The 16,385-nt window shown below is 39.5% G+C and carries 14 protein-coding genes and 11 tRNA genes; 23 read left to right on the forward strand and 2 right to left on the reverse strand.

Annotation, left to right across the window (positions count from 1 at the left end):
• Positions 1–308: 308 nt before the first annotated feature.
• From V7124_RS09105 to V7124_RS09120, 4 genes are all read left to right on the forward strand, one after another.
• Positions 309–1,817 carry a DEAD/DEAH box helicase gene (locus V7124_RS09105; protein ID WP_420489569.1) on the forward strand — a complete coding sequence of 503 codons (1,509 nt, stop codon included), beginning with the start codon at positions 309–311 and terminating at the stop codon, positions 1,815–1,817.
• Between the two features lie 105 nt (positions 1,818–1,922).
• Positions 1,923–2,885, forward strand: a complete 963-nt coding sequence (gene uvsE / locus V7124_RS09110; protein ID WP_335419078.1) for a UV DNA damage repair endonuclease UvsE — start codon at positions 1,923–1,925, stop codon at positions 2,883–2,885.
• A 63-nt stretch (positions 2,886–2,948) separates the two neighbouring features.
• Positions 2,949–3,428, forward strand: a complete 480-nt coding sequence (locus V7124_RS09115) for a PH domain-containing protein (RefSeq protein WP_335488302.1) — start codon at positions 2,949–2,951, stop codon at positions 3,426–3,428.
• Positions 3,421–4,866, forward strand: coding sequence for a PH domain-containing protein (locus tag V7124_RS09120; RefSeq protein ID WP_335488305.1), 1,446 nt, complete (start codon positions 3,421–3,423; stop codon positions 4,864–4,866). Before V7124_RS09115 ends, V7124_RS09120 begins: the two co-directional genes overlap by 8 nt.
• Positions 4,867–4,880: 14 nt before the next feature.
• Here the strand turns inward: V7124_RS09120 and V7124_RS09125 are convergent, their stop codons facing one another.
• A complete protein-coding gene (locus V7124_RS09125; protein WP_335488309.1) occupies positions 4,881–5,474 on the reverse strand; it encodes a rhomboid family intramembrane serine protease in 594 nt (197 codons plus the stop codon).
• A gap of 291 nt (positions 5,475–5,765) precedes the next feature.
• Here V7124_RS09125 and acpS point away from each other — a divergent pair, with 291 nt between their 5' ends.
• The 7 genes from acpS to V7124_RS09160 all read left to right on the forward strand — a co-directional run bounded on the left by acpS (position 5,766) and on the right by V7124_RS09160 (position 14,073).
• Positions 5,766–6,116 (forward strand): holo-ACP synthase, encoded by a 351-nt coding sequence (acpS, locus tag V7124_RS09130; RefSeq protein ID WP_335419090.1) that lies wholly within the window; start codon positions 5,766–5,768, stop codon positions 6,114–6,116.
• Between the two features lie 131 nt (positions 6,117–6,247).
• Positions 6,248–7,258 carry a LolA family protein gene (locus V7124_RS09135; protein WP_335488312.1) on the forward strand — a complete coding sequence of 337 codons (1,011 nt, stop codon included), beginning with the start codon at positions 6,248–6,250 and terminating at the stop codon, positions 7,256–7,258.
• A 384-nt stretch (positions 7,259–7,642) separates the two neighbouring features.
• Positions 7,643–9,367 (forward strand): adenine deaminase, encoded by a 1,725-nt coding sequence (ade, locus tag V7124_RS09140; RefSeq protein WP_335488315.1) that lies wholly within the window; start codon positions 7,643–7,645, stop codon positions 9,365–9,367.
• A 166-nt stretch (positions 9,368–9,533) separates the two neighbouring features.
• Positions 9,534–10,697 (forward strand): alanine racemase, encoded by a 1,164-nt coding sequence (gene alr, locus V7124_RS09145; protein WP_335419099.1) that lies wholly within the window; start codon positions 9,534–9,536, stop codon positions 10,695–10,697.
• 186 nt (positions 10,698–10,883) lie between these two features.
• Positions 10,884–11,165 carry a CopG family ribbon-helix-helix protein gene (locus tag V7124_RS09150; RefSeq protein ID WP_335419101.1) on the forward strand — a complete coding sequence of 94 codons (282 nt, stop codon included), beginning with the start codon at positions 10,884–10,886 and terminating at the stop codon, positions 11,163–11,165.
• A 4-nt stretch (positions 11,166–11,169) separates the two neighbouring features.
• Positions 11,170–11,520 (forward strand): type II toxin-antitoxin system PemK/MazF family toxin, encoded by a 351-nt coding sequence (locus tag V7124_RS09155; protein WP_034673264.1) that lies wholly within the window; start codon positions 11,170–11,172, stop codon positions 11,518–11,520.
• Between the two features lie 363 nt (positions 11,521–11,883).
• Positions 11,884–14,073 (forward strand): Tex family protein, encoded by a 2,190-nt coding sequence (locus V7124_RS09160; protein WP_335419111.1) that lies wholly within the window; start codon positions 11,884–11,886, stop codon positions 14,071–14,073.
• A 320-nt stretch (positions 14,074–14,393) separates the two neighbouring features.
• On the opposite strand, the gene cmpA is transcribed toward V7124_RS09160, so the two are convergent.
• Positions 14,394–14,507, reverse strand: coding sequence for a cortex morphogenetic protein CmpA (gene cmpA / locus V7124_RS09165; RefSeq protein WP_335419114.1), 114 nt, complete (start codon positions 14,505–14,507; stop codon positions 14,394–14,396).
• A 93-nt stretch (positions 14,508–14,600) separates the two neighbouring features.
• On the opposite strand from cmpA, the gene V7124_RS09170 reads away from it, so the two are divergent.
• The 12 genes from V7124_RS09170 to V7124_RS09225 all read left to right on the forward strand — a co-directional run bounded on the left by V7124_RS09170 (position 14,601) and on the right by V7124_RS09225 (position 16,364).
• Positions 14,601–15,074, forward strand: coding sequence for a SprT family protein (locus V7124_RS09170; protein ID WP_335419117.1), 474 nt, complete (start codon positions 14,601–14,603; stop codon positions 15,072–15,074).
• Positions 15,075–15,193: 119 nt separating this feature from the next.
• A tRNA-Asn gene (locus tag V7124_RS09175) sits at positions 15,194–15,268 on the forward strand.
• A gap of 7 nt (positions 15,269–15,275) precedes the next feature.
• Positions 15,276–15,366 (forward strand) — tRNA-Ser (locus V7124_RS09180).
• 8 nt (positions 15,367–15,374) lie between these two features.
• Positions 15,375–15,446 (forward strand) — tRNA-Glu (locus V7124_RS09185).
• Positions 15,447–15,502: 56 nt separating this feature from the next.
• Positions 15,503–15,579, forward strand: a tRNA-Asp gene (locus V7124_RS09190).
• Between the two features lie 23 nt (positions 15,580–15,602).
• Positions 15,603–15,677, forward strand: a tRNA-Gln gene (locus tag V7124_RS09195).
• Between the two features lie 25 nt (positions 15,678–15,702).
• Positions 15,703–15,775, forward strand: a tRNA-Lys gene (locus tag V7124_RS09200).
• 36 nt (positions 15,776–15,811) lie between these two features.
• Positions 15,812–15,896: transfer RNA gene (locus V7124_RS09205), tRNA-Leu, on the forward strand.
• A 62-nt stretch (positions 15,897–15,958) separates the two neighbouring features.
• Positions 15,959–16,044, forward strand: a tRNA-Leu gene (locus tag V7124_RS09210).
• Between the two features lie 60 nt (positions 16,045–16,104).
• Positions 16,105–16,181 (forward strand) — tRNA-Arg (locus V7124_RS09215).
• A gap of 6 nt (positions 16,182–16,187) precedes the next feature.
• Positions 16,188–16,264, forward strand: a tRNA-Pro gene (locus V7124_RS09220).
• A 26-nt stretch (positions 16,265–16,290) separates the two neighbouring features.
• A tRNA-Gly gene (locus V7124_RS09225) sits at positions 16,291–16,364 on the forward strand.
• The last annotated feature ends 21 nt before the right edge of the window (positions 16,365–16,385 follow it).

Raw genomic sequence — 16,385 nt, forward strand, 5'->3', positions numbered from 1 at the left:
AATAGGATGTAAAAGTGTTATGATTATCAGCAACGTGTCTAAAGAACGATGAATAAAGGGCATACTCCTTGAAGGAGAATGTCCTTTTTTGGTAAAATATAGATGTTACCTAGTTACGGCATTTTGATGCGTGTCTAGCTGCGCGCTTAGGGGCTATCGATCGCTTTGTTCCGACGATGAGTCAAAAAGAAGTTTAACGTCACGCCCTAAAGCGCTTTTCGCCCCTGAGCGAGACGCATTGCGCATTACTGAGTATCGGGCGAAAATATTCAGCAATTTTAAAAATATTTTCACATAGATGAAGGAGAATGAAAACATTGACAAAGTTTGAAGATTTAGGCCTAAGTCAGGCCACTTTAGAAGCTGTCCTCAAAATGGGTTTTGAGGAAGCAACACCAATCCAGGCAGAAACAATTCCGATGGGCCTCGCAAATAAGGATTTGATCGGGCAGGCACAAACAGGAACGGGTAAAACAGCTGCATTTGGTATCCCTTTAGTTGAAAAAGTTGATGTGACTAAGGATGCGATTCAAGGTATCATCATCGCACCAACACGTGAGCTTGCGATTCAAGTATCGGAAGAGCTTTACAAAATCGGTTCAGGTAAAAGAGTTCGCGTTTTATCCATTTATGGAGGACAGGACATTAGCCGCCAAATTCGTTCATTAAAGAAATACCCACATATTATTGTAGGAACACCTGGGCGTGTATTGGATCATATTAATAGAAAAACAATGCGCTTAGATACAGTAAATACGGTTATTCTTGACGAAGCAGATGAAATGTTAAATATGGGATTCATTGAAGACATTGAAACGATTCTTGCTGCTACACCGTCAGAGCGCCAAACATTACTTTTCTCAGCGACAATGCCGGGTCCAATTCAAAGAATGGCTGAAAAGTTTATGCATGACCCACAAATTGTTCGTGTGAAAACAAAGGAAATGACAGTTCCAGCGATTGAACAATTTTACCTTGAAGTCATGGAAAAAAATAAATTTGATGTCTTAACACGTCTTCTCGATATTCAATCACCAGAATTAGCGATTATTTTTGGCCGGACAAAACGCCGGGTGGATGAATTATCTGAAGCATTAACGTTAAGAGGTTATACAGCTGAAGGAATTCACGGAGATTTAACACAAGCAAAACGTATGCAAGTCCTTCGCAAATTTAAAGAAGGCACCATTGATGTACTCGTAGCAACAGACGTGGCAGCAAGAGGACTCGATATTTCTGGTGTAACCCATGTTTACAACTTTGATATCCCACAAGATCCAGAAAGCTACGTTCACCGTATTGGACGTACTGGACGTGCAGGTAAGTCAGGAATGGCACTTACATTCATCACTCCACGTGAAAAATCTTACCTTAATGTACTTGAAAGAACGACGAAACGTAAGATGGAAAGAATGACTGCTCCAACACTTGATGAAGCGTTGGAAGGTCAACAACGTGCAGTTGTAGATAAAATTGTGCAAACAATTGAAGGAAACAATCTTCAGTATTATAAGCGGGCTGCTAACGAATTACTTGAAGAAAATGATGCTTCAACTGTAATTGCTGCTGTTTTAAAAATGTTAACAAAAGAACCAGATACTACTCCAGTGAAGTTAACGGAAGAAGCACCGGCTCATTCTAAGAGGGACAGAAAGCCACAGGGTGGTGACCGTAGAAGAAGTGACAATAGAAGTTACAATTCTTCCCGTGGTGGCGGCGAACGCGGTGGCGATCGTGATCGTAAAAAGGGACCTGCTAAGCCGAGAACGGGTGAAAAGCGCACATCTTCTGGTAAACCAAGAAGTTTTAATCGTTAATAAATATGTAAGGGAGCATGGACATAAAGTCTGTGCTCTCTTTTTCTGTTTTATGGCTGTTTAATGGGAACAGTAATAGAAACAGCTTTTTTAGGAGTGATAAGAATGATTGTTAGACTTGGATATGTGGCCATGAGTGTGGAACTGCAAAATGCATCACCATCGCAAACGATGACTTTTGCGCAATTTAACAAGATTAAAGACCGGGACGCTGCGATTCGTAAGCTAGAGAGAATTGCACAATCCAATTTAGAAAATTGTTTGAGGTTATTAAAACATAATGTAGGTAATCAAATTCATTTTTTTCGCTTAAGTTCTCGCTTAATTCCATTGGCTAATCATGAGGATCTGTCTGATTGGGACTATATCAAACCTCTGAATGAAGGCTTAATGAAAATCGGTGATTATGTAAAAGAGCACCCCATCAGAATCGACTTTCACCCTGACCACTTTGTTGTGCTTAATACACCGAACAAGGGGATACTTACCAATGCGCTAAAGACGCTTTTAATGCACAAGAAGCTGCTTTTGGGCATGAGCATTGGAACAGAACACCGTTGTGTTCTGCATGTAGGCGGCGGTTATGAGGATAAGGAAAAGGCACTTGAACAATTTATTCGTAATTGGGGATACATCCAACCTGCGATTCAACAAATGATAATGCTTGAAAATGACGATACAACGTTTTCGGTGAAAGAGACGCTATACCTGTGTGAAAAGTTAGGGATACCAATGGTGTTTGATTATCATCACCATTTGGCAAACCATGAAGAAGAGGATTGGCAGCAAGACTGGGAAAGGATCGTCGGCACGTGGAAGCATTCGCCACTCCCGGTGAAGATGCATATTTCAAGCCCGCGTTCTGAGAAAGAGTATCGGGCTCATGCTGATTATGTTGACCCTGATATGTTTTTGAGATTCCTAATTGGAATAAAAGGTACGATCCCAGAGATACACTGTATGATTGAAGCAAAACAAAAGGATGCTGCCTTATTTCGGTTAATAGAGGAGTTACAGGGACGAGCAGGGATAAAACTCCTAGATCAATCGAGTTTTGAAGTTGTTTAACAAATGATGTTTCCTTCCATGGTATACTAGTGCTGTAGATAGACAGGAATTGGGAGGAACAGTATGATACTTGAGCCGCAGAAGAGAATTTCTGAAAAAGCATTAACAGTTTGGAGATTTTCTGCATTCATTAAAGTTGCTATTAGTTGGATCTTAGCAGCCGTAGTAATCTTCTTTTTACATAGGTTTCATGTTCCGTTGTGGATCATCGTTTTATTAATTGCAGTTGAACTTATCTTTACTTATTTTAGTATTTATCTAATTCCATCTCTAAAGTGGCGACGGTGGCGGTATGATGTGAGAGAAGAAGAAATTGAACTACAGGAAGGAATCTTCATTGTAAAGCGGACGTTAATCCCGATGATTCGCGTGCAGCATGTCGATACCGTTCAGGGACCCCTCTTACGCAAATACCACCTAGCATCTGTCATTGTGAATACAGCTGCAACGGCCCATGAAATTCCTGCATTAGAAGAGAGTGAAGCGGAAGAATTAAGACGCTTTATTTCAAATCTGGCAAGGGTGGCGGATGAAGATGTTTGAGCCGAAAAGACTTCATCCAATCGTCATTGTCTTGAATATAGGTAAAAGAATAAAGGACTTCGTTTTTACCTTTATTGCCTTGTTTTTTATCTGGAATAAAGGTGAGGGTGGTAAGTTAGTGCTGATTGCCGTTTCAGCGATTGCGATCATTGCGATTATCCTGACAAGTATCTTGTCCTGGCTGAGGTATACCTACAGATTAGAAGAAAATGAACTTCGGATCGAATATGGAGTTTTTGTCCGGAAGAAACGATATATTCCATTAGAGCGAATACAAAGCTTGGATATAACAGAAGGCATTCTTCAGCGGCTATGCGGGATGGTTAAGGTTCAGATTGAAACGGCGGGAGGCAGCGGAAAAGATGAAGCTGAAGCGGTGCTATCGGCCATCTCCAAAGAAGAGGCACGTTTTATCCAGGAATATGTTGCGGCAGCTAAAAATCGTTCCGTTCCTGAAGTTGAGGTGTATGAAGACGCTCCACAACAAACGGTATTTAAAATCACCCCATCCCAGTTAATTTTACTTTCGCTTACCTCTGGGGGAGTAGGGGTAGTTATTTCGGCTGTTTTGGCATTTTTATCACAGTTGGACGATTTTATTCCTTATGAAAAGCTATTTCGTGGAGTCGAACAGTGGGCGGTTGGTAATATCATATTGATTGCTATCGTTGTTTTTGCAGGTTTTGTAGTTGCTTGGATCTTAGCGCTGATTGGCACAATGTTAAAGTATGCTAACTTCAACGTCATGAAAACGGAACATGACTTGGTTATTTCTCAAGGGCTGTTAGAAAAAAGACAGATTACAATTCCATTAAAACGAATTCAAGCCATACGGATTAATGAAAATATTGTTCGCCAATGGCTTGGATACGGATCGGTTATCGTGGAAAGTGCCGGCGGTTCTGCAAGGAATAAGGATGGTTCAAAAGTTTTGCTGCTGCCGCTTGTTAAGGTTCAAAGCATTGAACAAATATTAAAGCCGTACCTAACAGATTATCAATGGGATCCACATTTTATCCCTGTTCCAAAAAGAGCTAGGAGTCGCTATATTCTACGGAGTTGGTTCGTTATCGTTCCGATTGCGGCAATTGCGATTGCTTTTTTTAAGATGTGGGGGCTTGTTTCGTTGATTTTTGTTGTACTGTTTACTTTTTGGGGGCTATTAAAATATAAAGATGCGGGCTGGAGTCTTGAACAGCAGCAATTGACTCTGCGTTACCGGAACATTGTTAGAACAACTGTTTTTATAAAGAAGAACAAAATACAAAGTCTAGAAGTGAAAGAAAGTTATTTTCAAAGAAGGAAAGAGCTGGCAACCTTAGAGGCGTTCGTGAAAGTTGGTTTTGGGGGTGCTGGGGGCCGGGTGATCGATATGGAAAAAAGCGATGTGAAAAAAATCTACTCTTGGTTTTCAAGGGATGACGAAAAGGGGGATTGAACCGAACCTCGGTCTCAATCCCTCTTTTTATTAGATGTTGCTGCTCCTAGTAAAAATCCTCCTAATAAGCCAAATATGTGGGCTGTTATATTAATATTGGGCTGGATAAACGTCATAATTAAGCTAAGCGCACAAATGGTAAGAATGAGTTGCGAGTTTTGCTGAGACAGCATATGCTTACGGAAGAGAATAATGCTTATATAATAACCGAATAGTCCAAAGATAGCGCCACTTGAACCAACATGTACATAGGTTAAAGGTTCAAGCATTAAGGTAGCTACATTCGCTAGGATACCGGAAACAAGGTAGACTAGTATGAATCTGCCTTTACCGAGCAAGCTTTCAAGTGCAGGACCAAATAGAACAAGTGAGAAGCTGTTAAATAGAACATGGGCAAATCCGCCGTGCATAAAAATCGGGGTAATCAGTCTCCAGTACTCACCTTCCATAATATATAGATTTACTCCGGAAAAAGTAGCTTTAAACCAAAAGTTTGGAAATATAGGTAAGGCAGTAAACAGATATAAAAGGAAATGGATGGCAATAATAATAGAAATAACAGGATAAAAGCGGATAAATTCGCGAAAACTTTCTGTTCTCGTAAACATAAGTACCTCCTTTAGTTTCTTTACTTAAGGCTCTTTTCTTAAACCTTGTTGCTTTTTGTATCAAAAATTAATGATTGTGCAGTGTTTTCGCAGGAAACAGCATAAATTTAATTAGAAAAGAGCTAGCAATCTAAATTCAAAAAGCGCAAAATAACTATTTCCACGTTAAAATCGGCTTTAAGATTTTAACAACAATCGTTACGAAAACAGCCTTACTTATTATCATAAACCGAAATGGGTTCTTGTAGTACTATTATGCGTTGCTTACTTTATATAGAAGGGACATAGAGCATGATTAAAGGGATAGGAATTGATATTATTGAACTTTCAAGAATTGAAGAAATTGTCTCGAGACAAAGAAAATTGGTTGACCGCATCCTTACTGAAAATGAAAAACACACGTTTGAACAGCTTCCCGAACGAAGAAAAATAGAATTTTTAGCCGGCAGGTTTGCGGCGAAAGAAGCGTATTCTAAGGCTGTGGGAACGGGAATTGGCAAGGAGTTATCCTTCCTCGATATTGAAATTGAAACGGATCCTTTAGGTAAGCCTTTTATTGCCAAACCAGAAGGAAAAGGCTTTATTTCCATCTCACACAGTAGAGATTATGCCGTCGCTCAGGTCATTATTGAAGATGTATAAGAAAAAATCATAATCGCCGGACAAACCTTTTATCATATTCCAAAAGGTTGTCTCATATATTCATAGGGAAATGGGAGAGACAAGTCTTCTTTATATTCATATGAAAATGAGACAAGAAGGGGTTGAAGGAATTGAAGAAAAGGTTTTTGCTGGTGATTACGGGGTTGCTGGTCATCTTTCTACTAGCAGCCTGTGGCTCTAAGTCAAAAGACGATGTGGTGAAAGAGTTAAATGGGAAACTAAATGATTTAACGGGCTATAAAGTGGATGCGAAAATGACATTAAAAATGGGCACAGATTCACAAGTTTATAACGTAGAGATTTGGCATAAAGACCCAACATTTTACCGCGTCAATTTAAAAAATGCTGAAAAAGACCAAAGTCAGATGATTTTACGAAATAAAGAAGGGGTTTTCGTATTAACACCTGCTCTTAAAAAGAGCTTTAAATTCCAAAGCGATTGGCCGCAGAACAGTAGCCAGGCCTATTTATACGAATCGCTAATTAAAGACATCCTTGAAGATAAAGAATCCAAATTCACCGATACAAAGGATCATTATATATTTGAAACCAAAACCCGCTATCAAAACAATAGTATGCTGCCAATCCAGGAAATCAAGCTGAATAAAAATGATTTATCACCTGCAATAGTAAAAGTGATGGACCCCGATCGAAATGCGCTAGTGACGGTGGAATTTTCAAAGGTCAAATTTAATGCCAGCTTTGATGACAGTGATTTTGATATGAAAAAGAATATGACTCGCGCGGATCTTAACCTGCCGGTGATGGCGGATAGTAAGGATACAGCCTTTACCGTTAAATATCCTACTGCCGACATAGATGCGGAATTAGTAGATGAAAAAGAAGTGAAACTTGAAAATGGTAAACGAGTAGTTCTAACCTACGAAGGTGAAAAGTCATTTACACTTGTACAAGAAAAGGTAACGGTTAAAGAAGCCTCGGCGACACCAACCTATGTGGATGGAGATCTAGTTGACTTAGGGATTACCATTGGTGCTGTTTCTAATGGCTCCATCACCTGGACCGTGGATGGTGTTGACTATATGATTGCCTCAAACAACTTAACAGAAAAAGAACTCGTAGAAATAGCTCGGACGGTACAAGGTGATGTGGAAAAATAAAAGTTTTTGAAACAGGCTCCTTTAAAGGGCCTGTTTTCTTGTCTGTTTCAGTAGAGAAGTTGGAATGCAGTCTGTTGTAGAAGTTAAAAAGCGATTAGCGAATCTAAATTAAGTAATAATAAGTATGGTGGAAGAGTTATGAGACAGGATCACTTATCCACCTTCTTTTTTTACTAAGGCTCTTTTCTTAAACTTTGTTGCTTTATATCACAAAAATTAATGATTATGCAGTGTATTTGCAGAAAACAGCAGAAATTTAATAAGAAAAGAGCTTGCAAACTATATTCAAAGGCTCAAAATAACTATTTTCACGTTAAAATCGGCTTTAAGATTTTAACAACAATCGTTACGAAAACAGCCTTTACTAAACTGTGGAGGATAATCATGAAGGCGATGATTTCAGATTTAATTAAAAAGGCCCAAAACATTAAGGAAGTTGATTTAGTACTGAAAAATGGTGAGATTGTTGATGTTTATTCGCTGGAAACCTATAAAGGAGACGTTGCCATCTATAATGGGTATATTGTTGGAATTGGAAGTTTTGAATGGAGCGAAAAGGCCATAGATGTATCCAATCAGTACATTCTACCTGGGTTAATTGATGGGCATATTCATATTGAATCGACCATGGTCCGGCCATCTGAATTTTCCCGAGCGATCATAAAACATGGAATCACAACAGTCGTAACCGATCCGCATGAAATTGCCAATGTATCTGGTATAGAAGGTATCAAATTTATGATAAATGATGCTAAAAACTCTGTAGTAGATATATTAATGAAATTGCCATCTTCTGTTCCAGCAACTAAATTTGAGAACAATGGAGCAACTCTCACTTCCAATGATTTAAGAGAACTTTTAGAATATGATGAGGTAATTGGATTAGCCGAAGTGATGGATTATCCGGCAGTCATAAATTGCGAACAAGATATGATGGAAAAGATTAAAATGGTCAAAAACAAGAAATTAGTCATTGATGGCCATGCTGCAGGTTTGAGCGATGATAAGCTTGATATTTATAGTATTGCTTCGATACGCAATGATCACGAGGCAGTAAATGCCAATGAGGCCTTAACTAGAGTTAGAAAAGGATTCCAGGTATTGGTGAGAGAAGGTTCTGCTGCGAAGGATTTATTGGCTATTTTACCAGCCATAACTTTAAAAAATAGTACGCGATTTTCCTTTTGTACAGATGATAAACATCTTGATGAAATGGTTAATGAAGGCACAATCAACCATGCAATAAAAATAGCTGTTAATAATGGGTTAGACCCGCTGATTGCCATTCAAATGGCCACTATTAACAATGCAAAATGCCATGGGATTGAAAATAAAGGGGCTGTTGCTCCAGGGTATTTAGCGGATTTGCTAATAGTGGATAATCTCATTGATTTGACCATTCATAAAGTAATCAAAAGTGGAAAAATCGTTAACTTCGAGGGCCAGCCAGTGAAAGAACAAGCTGAAATTCCAAAAACTATCATGAATTCGGTAAAAACTCCTAAAATTACTGAAGAGATGCTGCGAATTCCTCTTGAAGAAGGACAAAAAGCTAATATCATTGAAATCCTACCAGGAAAACTTATTACATTAAAAAGGGTTGATTTTGTAGATATAAAAGAGGGTGTTTTTCAAAGCAATCCAGAAAAGGATTATCTGAAAATGGCGGTATGTGAAAGGCATAGAAGCACAGGGAATATTGGACTTGGTATTGTCCACGGTTTGAAATTAAAGTGTGGAGCGATAGCTTCTACCGTTGCTCATGATTCACATAATATTGTCGTTGCAGGTACGAATGATAAGGATATGATCCTAGCAATAGAGGCATTACATAACACACAAGGGGGGTTAGTCATTGTAGAAAATAGTCGAATTTTAGCCCAAGTGGAATTACCGATTGCAGGATTAATGTCTAATCAACCATATGAAGTGATCGTTAATAAACTTTTATACATGCATGAAATACTAGAAACCATTGTAGGCCATCACTCACAAAATATTTTTATGATTTTATCATTTTTATGTTTACCAGTCATCCCAGAATTAAAACTTACAGATAAAGGACTATTTGATGTTACTTTATTTAAACATATTAGTGTTGGGGTATAAGTATATATTTCAAAGCCAAAACACTCGGTAGTATCTGAAATATAAGCGGTGTAGCAATTACCCTCAATTCCAAATATGATATTTGACATATGATAAAACTAGTTTGATAATAATCAAAAGGTAAACGAAAAATAGGTATTGACTTTAGTTAGTAGGAAGTGGAAACATGCAAGAACAGGGCTATTTTTACAGAGATACATGGGCTGAGGTTGATTTAGATTATATACTCTCAAATGTGACCTCTGTTAAAAAACTATTGCCTCCCAAAGTGGAGATCATAGCTGTAGTAAAAGCAAATGCTTACGGTCATGGGGACTTTAAAGTGGCTGAGAGTGCACTTAAAGCGGGAGCAACCTATTTAGCAGTAGCATTTATGGATGAAGCAATCGCTCTCCGAAATAAAGGAGTACGTGCACCTATTCTAGTGTTAGGTGCAACCCGTCCAGAGGATGTCGAGCTGGCAGTTAAATTTAATATTACCATTACTGTGTTTCAGTTGGATTGGATAATAGCAGCACAATCCTATCTTCCAAAAGAAAAGGTACTTCCAGTTCATATAAAGCTTGATACTGGAATGGGGAGAATTGGTATTCGTACAAAGGAAGAGTTAGCACAGGTTGTGGAATTGATTTCAAAAGATGGACGGCTGGCAATCGAAGGTGTTTTCACACACTTTGCCACAGCGGATGAAGTAGACCAAACCTACCTGGATAAACAATTAGCGTTATTTCATGATTTGCTATCGGTCATGAAGGAGCAGCCCAAATATATCCATTGCAGTAATAGTGCTGCTGCTTTACGTTTCTCAAAAGCTAATTTTAATGCTGTTCGTCTTGGGATTGCTATGTATGGATTGACACCTTCTCCAGAAATAGAGCATGAACTGCCTTTCCCTCTTAAGGAGGCATTTTCTCTGCGTTCAAGGCTTGTCCATGTAAAAAAACTCGATAAAGGCGATAAGGTAAGTTATGGTGCTACCTATGAGGCAGAAGGCGAGGAGTGGATTGGGACGATTCCAATTGGTTATGCGGACGGGTGGATTCGTCGTCTCCAAGGACAAGAAGTGTTGGTTGAAGGGCAAAGGGTGCCAATTGTTGGCAGGATATGTATGGATCAATGTATGGTAAAACTACCGCATTTTGTTCCAGTCGGGACCACAGTTACGTTAATTGGTAAACAGAATAATGAATTCATTTCCGTTAATGAAATTGCTCAAAAACTAGAAACCATCAATTACGAAGTGCCTTGTATCATTTCAACTAGGGTACCTCGCCTCTATAAACAAGGCGGGAAAACTGTCGTATTAAAAAACTATCTTCTTAACAAATAAGTGGCCTAATAATAAAAATAAAACATATTTATGGTAATGTGGGATTTTTTTGTGCATAAAAGATAGTTTGTTTGGCCTATAATACAGTAGTATTAGAAATTGTCTTTGCATGTTGGGCATTAAGTGGTATTATTAAATATGGTAGATAGAAAATATGGTGTGTAGTGATGGTGGAGGTGTATGTTTGTGTCTGATTCTGGCGCAACTACGGAAATCTTAGTGAAGTTACCGCAACATCTTTTAACCGAGTTAGATGGTTTTGTGAAATTGGAAAACGTTAACCGGAGCGAGTTTATTTATCAAGCAACTAAAATGTATTTACGCGAACGAAAAAAGAGACAAATTCGCGAATCCATGAGACGTGGATACATGGAAATGGCGATGATCAATTTAACGATTGCATCGGAAATGTTTCAAGCAGAATTTGAGGCAGAACACACAGTTGAACGTCTTGTAAGCGGAGGGTAATCCCTTGATTGTCAAGCGTGGTGACGTTTATTTCGCGGACCTATCCCCAGTTGTTGGTTCTGAACAAGGCGGCGTCCGTCCTGTACTTGTCATTCAAAACGACATCGGGAATCGGTTTAGTCCCACAGTTATTGTTGCAGCGATTACAGCACAAATTCAAAAAGCGAAGCTTCCCACTCATGTAGAAATTGATGCGAAGCGCTACGGTTTTGAACGAGATTCAGTCATACTTTTAGAACAGATTCGTACAATTGATAAACAGCGGTTAACCGATAAAATAACCCATCTCGATGACGAAATGATGGAAAAAGTGGATGAAGCCTTGCGCGTAAGTATAGGTCTCATCGAATTTTAGTATTTATGCACGCTCTTCTTGGAAAGAGCGTTTTTTTTATACGTATGCTCTGACCTTATAATTGTTTCTGCTTTTAGCAAGCTAATTAGCTTGCTATTTTTTTATTTATTTGGCTGTGTTAAAATTGGCTGTTGATTTGCGCTACAGAGGCTACGCTTTCCGCGGGCTCGCCCGTGAGCCTCCTCGGTCGTACACCGACCTGCGGGGTCTCACTCAGCTCGTACATCCCGCAGGAGTCGAGCCTCTTTCGCTCCAATCAACAGGTTCTGAAATCAACAATATCCATTAACACAGCCATTCATTTAATAAAATTGTTTCTCGAATGAATCGATGGTTGTTATTTGATACAATATGGTAATAGGAATGGAGGTTTGTGTTGTGAATGATACAGTCGTAAAAGATGAACAGATTTTTGGGAAAATTGCTTCTGAATTAACAATCTCCCAAAAGAATGTCAAAAGTGTAATCTCTTTATTAAATGAAGGAAACACAGTACCGTTTATCGCCCGCTACCGCAAAGAAATGACAGGTGCGCTTGATGAAGTTCAAATTAGAAATATTCAGGAACGCTGGCAATACATACAAAACCTTGAGCATAGGAAAGAAGAAGTCCTTCGAATCATTGCGGAACAAGGTAAATTAACCGATGAGCTCTCACATAACATAACAAAAGCAGAAAAGCTTCAAGAGGTTGAAGATTTATATCGGCCGTATAAACAAAAACGTCGGACGAAGGCTACAATCGCAAAGGAGAAAGGGCTGGAACCTTTCGCGGAGTGGTTATTAACCTTCCCTAAGACACCTGTTGAGGAAAAGGCACAGGAATTTTTATCTGATGAAAAAGAAGTCCTTACGGTTGAAGAGGCAATTGCGGGAGCGAAGGATATCATTGCTGAAATGATTTCTGATGATGCAGAGGGACGGAAATGGATTCGCAATGAAACCTTTAAGTCAGGTAAAGTTGAATCTGCTGTGAAAAACGCAGATAAGGATGAGAAAAAGGTTTATGAAATGTATTATGAATATGAAGAACCTGTAAATAAAATCGTCCCTCACCGAATTCTTGCTTTGAATCGTGGTGAAAAGGAAGAGATTTTAAGAGTCGCGATTAAGGTAAACATGGATTTAATCATTGCTTACCTATCAAGAAAATGGATTTCCAATCTGCACTCACCTGCAGCACCACTTATTTCAGAAGCAATCGAAGATAGCTACAAGCGTCTTATTCAGCCTTCGATTGAAAGAGAAATTCGCGGAGAGCTAACGGATAAGGGTGAAGAGCAGGCTATTCATATATTCTCTGAAAATCTTCGTAATTTACTATTGCAACCACCGTTAAAAGGAAAAGTGGTCATAGGTGTGGACCCTGCGTATCGGACAGGCTGTAAGCTTGCAGTTGTGGATGAAACAGGTAAAGTGTTGAAAATTGATGTTATTTATCCGCATCCACCTGTATCAAAAGCAAAGGAAGCTAAAGAGAAATTCATTAAAATTCTTCGTGACTATAAAGTTGAAATGGCTGCTATTGGTAATGGAACGGCTTCGAGAGAAACGGAACAATTTGTGGCAGATATCCTAAAGGAAATGAATGAAGAAATCTATTATCTTATTGTTAACGAAGCTGGTGCCAGTGTGTACTCTGCCTCTGATCTTGCAAGAGAAGAGTTTCCGAACTTTCAAGTTGAGGAAAGAAGTGCTGTCTCAATAGCCAGAAGATTACAAGACCCGCTTGCTGAGTTAGTGAAAATTGACCCTAAATCAGTAGGCGTTGGCCAATACCAACATGACGTTACCCAGAAGCGTCTTTCGGAATCACTGCATTTTGTTGTCGAAACAGCTGTAAACCATGTGGGAGTTAACGTAAATACAGCCTCAGCCTCTTTATTGCAATATGTTGCCGGACTAACAAAAACAGCAGCCCATAATATTGTGAAGAAAAGGGAAGAGGAAGGAAAGTTTTCTAGCAGGGTACAATTAAAGAAAGTCCCGCGCCTAGGTGCTAAAACATATGAACAAGCCATTGGCTTCTTACGTGTATTAGATGGAAAGCAACCCTTAGACCGAACCGGGATTCACCCGGAAAGTTATGATGAAGTGAAAAAACTATTAGCAAAACTAGGATTTTCAACAGATGACCTTGGAACACCTGAATTAAAAGAGGCGCTTCATGGCCTTGATTTTAAGGCCCTTTCTGCGGAACTGTCGATTGGTGAATTAACGTTGAAGGATATCATTGATGCACTAGTTAGACCAGAACGAGATCCGCGTGATGATTTGCCGCGTCCACTATTAAAGAAGGATGTCCTTAAATTAGAAGATTTAAGTACAGGGCTGGAGCTTCAGGGAACCGTTAGAAATGTAGTTGATTTTGGAGCATTTGTTGATATCGGTGTGAAGCAAGATGGTCTAGTTCATATTTCAAAACTAAGTAATCGATTTGTGAAACATCCATTAGATATTGTGTCTGTTGGTGATGTAGTAACAGTCTGGGTTGACTCTGTTGATATGAAAAAAGGGAGAGTAGCTTTAACGATGCTTCCTCCATCTAAATAATAGCAGTACATTAATGACCAACTTTTTAGTTGGTCATTTTGTGTTTTTTTGAAGTGGGAGGAGGAGATAAGAAAAGTGAATTGGTCACTCATAAATAGTATGAATGAGTGACCGGAAATAGTGAAAAGGAGAGAAAGAGGTCACTCATAGGGTGAATGAGTGACCAGAAATAGTAAAAAGGAGAGAAAGAGGTCACTCATAGGGTGAATGAGTGACCAGAAACAGTGAAAAGAAGAAAAAGAGGTCACTCATAAATGAAGTGACCAAAATTGATTTTGCATCTTATAACTAATAACACTAAATAACAGTTCCAATTCCCCTTACGAAATATGCTTCTTTCTGTAAAAAAACCAGCATTGGTTTAACAGTCTAATTTGGTAGCGGTCCTTCTCGTAGAAAGCTCTTTTCATTTGGTTTTGAAACCAAGTTGGCATAAATTAAACCTCCCGAAAAGTAGTTCATTATAGGTATATACAATATATGCTATAATAGGTTGTCACGTTCGCTTTATTAGGGAGAGATACTAAATGGAGGAAAAAGAACTACAAAAATTGGTCGAGAAAGTCTCGATTGACGCTTTTGGTAAGCCTTTTAGGCATAAAGCCTCCTTCAATAGCAGGCTGCGAACTACTGGTGGTAGATACTTACTCGGCACTCATAATATTGATATCAATAAAAAATATCTAGACCAACTGGGTATAAACGAATTAATCGGTATTATTAAACATGAACTCTGTCATTACCATCTTCACCTAGAAGGAAAAGGATACCAGCACCGAGATCCAGAATTTAAAATGCTTTTGAAAAAGGTAGGTGCTCCAAGATTTTGCAGTCCGCTTCTAGACAAGCCTAAGAAACGCTCATCAACTAAAATACTCCTTTATAAATGTACAAAATGCCATCAGCAATATAAAAGAAAACGCAGTATTAATACGAGTCGTTATGTCTGTGGAAAGTGTAAAGGTAAGCTAACAAAGGTGAAAGAATTACTTGAACAATAAGGAAAGACTTTGCAGCTGATTTTATCGATAAATCATATTGACTTTATGATACATGCTCATTATAATGTAAAGAGTCGACAAGGCAATGTGTCTTTTCGATGAGTAAAATCAATTATTATTCCGCAGTAGCTCAGTGGTAGAGCTATCGGCTGTTAACCGATCGGTCGTAGGTTCGAGTCCTACCTGCGGAGCCAATTTTATGGGGAAGTACTCAAGCGGCTGAAGAGGCGCCCCTGCTAAGGGTGTAGGTCGGGTAACCGGCGCGAGGGTTCAAATCCCTCCTTCTCCGCCATAAAATTAGGCCCCTTGGTCAAGTGGTTAAGACACCTCCCTTTCACGGAGGTAACACGGGTTCGAATCCCGTAGGGGTCATCAGGGACGGGAGATGATACTAGCTCATTTCCTGTTTCTTATTTAATGCAAAAAATGGTCCGGTAGTTCAGTTGGTTAGAATGCCTGCCTGTCACGCAGGAGGTCGCGGGTTCGAGTCCCGTCCGGACCGCCATTTATTTAAACGTTTAGTAATATTGGGCTATAGCCAAGCGGTAAGGCATCGCACTTTGACTGCGACATGCGTTGGTTCAAATCCAGCTAGCCCAGCCAACAACCATTATAACTATTAAGGTTTGAGCCATTAGCTCAGTTGGTAGAGCATCTGACTTTTAATCAGAGGGTCGAAGGTTCGAATCCTTCATGGCTCATTAAGTTTTTTGCGTGAGCAAAATAACTTGCTATATGCGGGTGTGGCGGAATTGGCAGACGCACCAGACTTAGGATCTGGCACCGCAAGGCGTGGGGGTTCGACTCCCTTCACCCGCACCAATTATTTCCTCTTGAAAATCCGTTGATAATCTGATATGATTATAAATGTCGCTGAAATATATGCGGTCGTGGCGGAATGGCAGACGCGCTAGGTTGAGGGCCTAGTGGGGGCAACCCCGTGGAAGTTCGACTCTTCTCGGCCGCACCAAAAAAAGTATTGACATATCAAATTCATTTTGATACAATATAAAAGTTGACCTTGAAAGAGGCGCCCGTAGCTCAATTGGATAGAGCATCTGACTACGAATCAGAAGGTTGTAGGTTCGACTCCCGCCGGGCGCACCATATATACGGGAAGTAGCTCAGCTTGGTAGAGCACTTGGTTTGGGACCAAGGGGTCGCAGGTTCGAATCCTGTCTTCCCGACCATTCAATTCAATTTTATTTTATTATATGCGGGTGTAGTTTAGTGGTAAAACCTCAGCCTTCCAAGCTGATGATGAGAGTTCGATTCTCTTCACCCGCTCCAAATTTGTTCTTTGAAAACTAA

Origin of the sequence: Neobacillus niacini (assembly GCF_036961885.1) — a bacterium.
Classification (GTDB): Bacteria; Bacillota; Bacilli; order Bacillales; family Cytobacillaceae; genus Neobacillus; species Neobacillus niacini_H.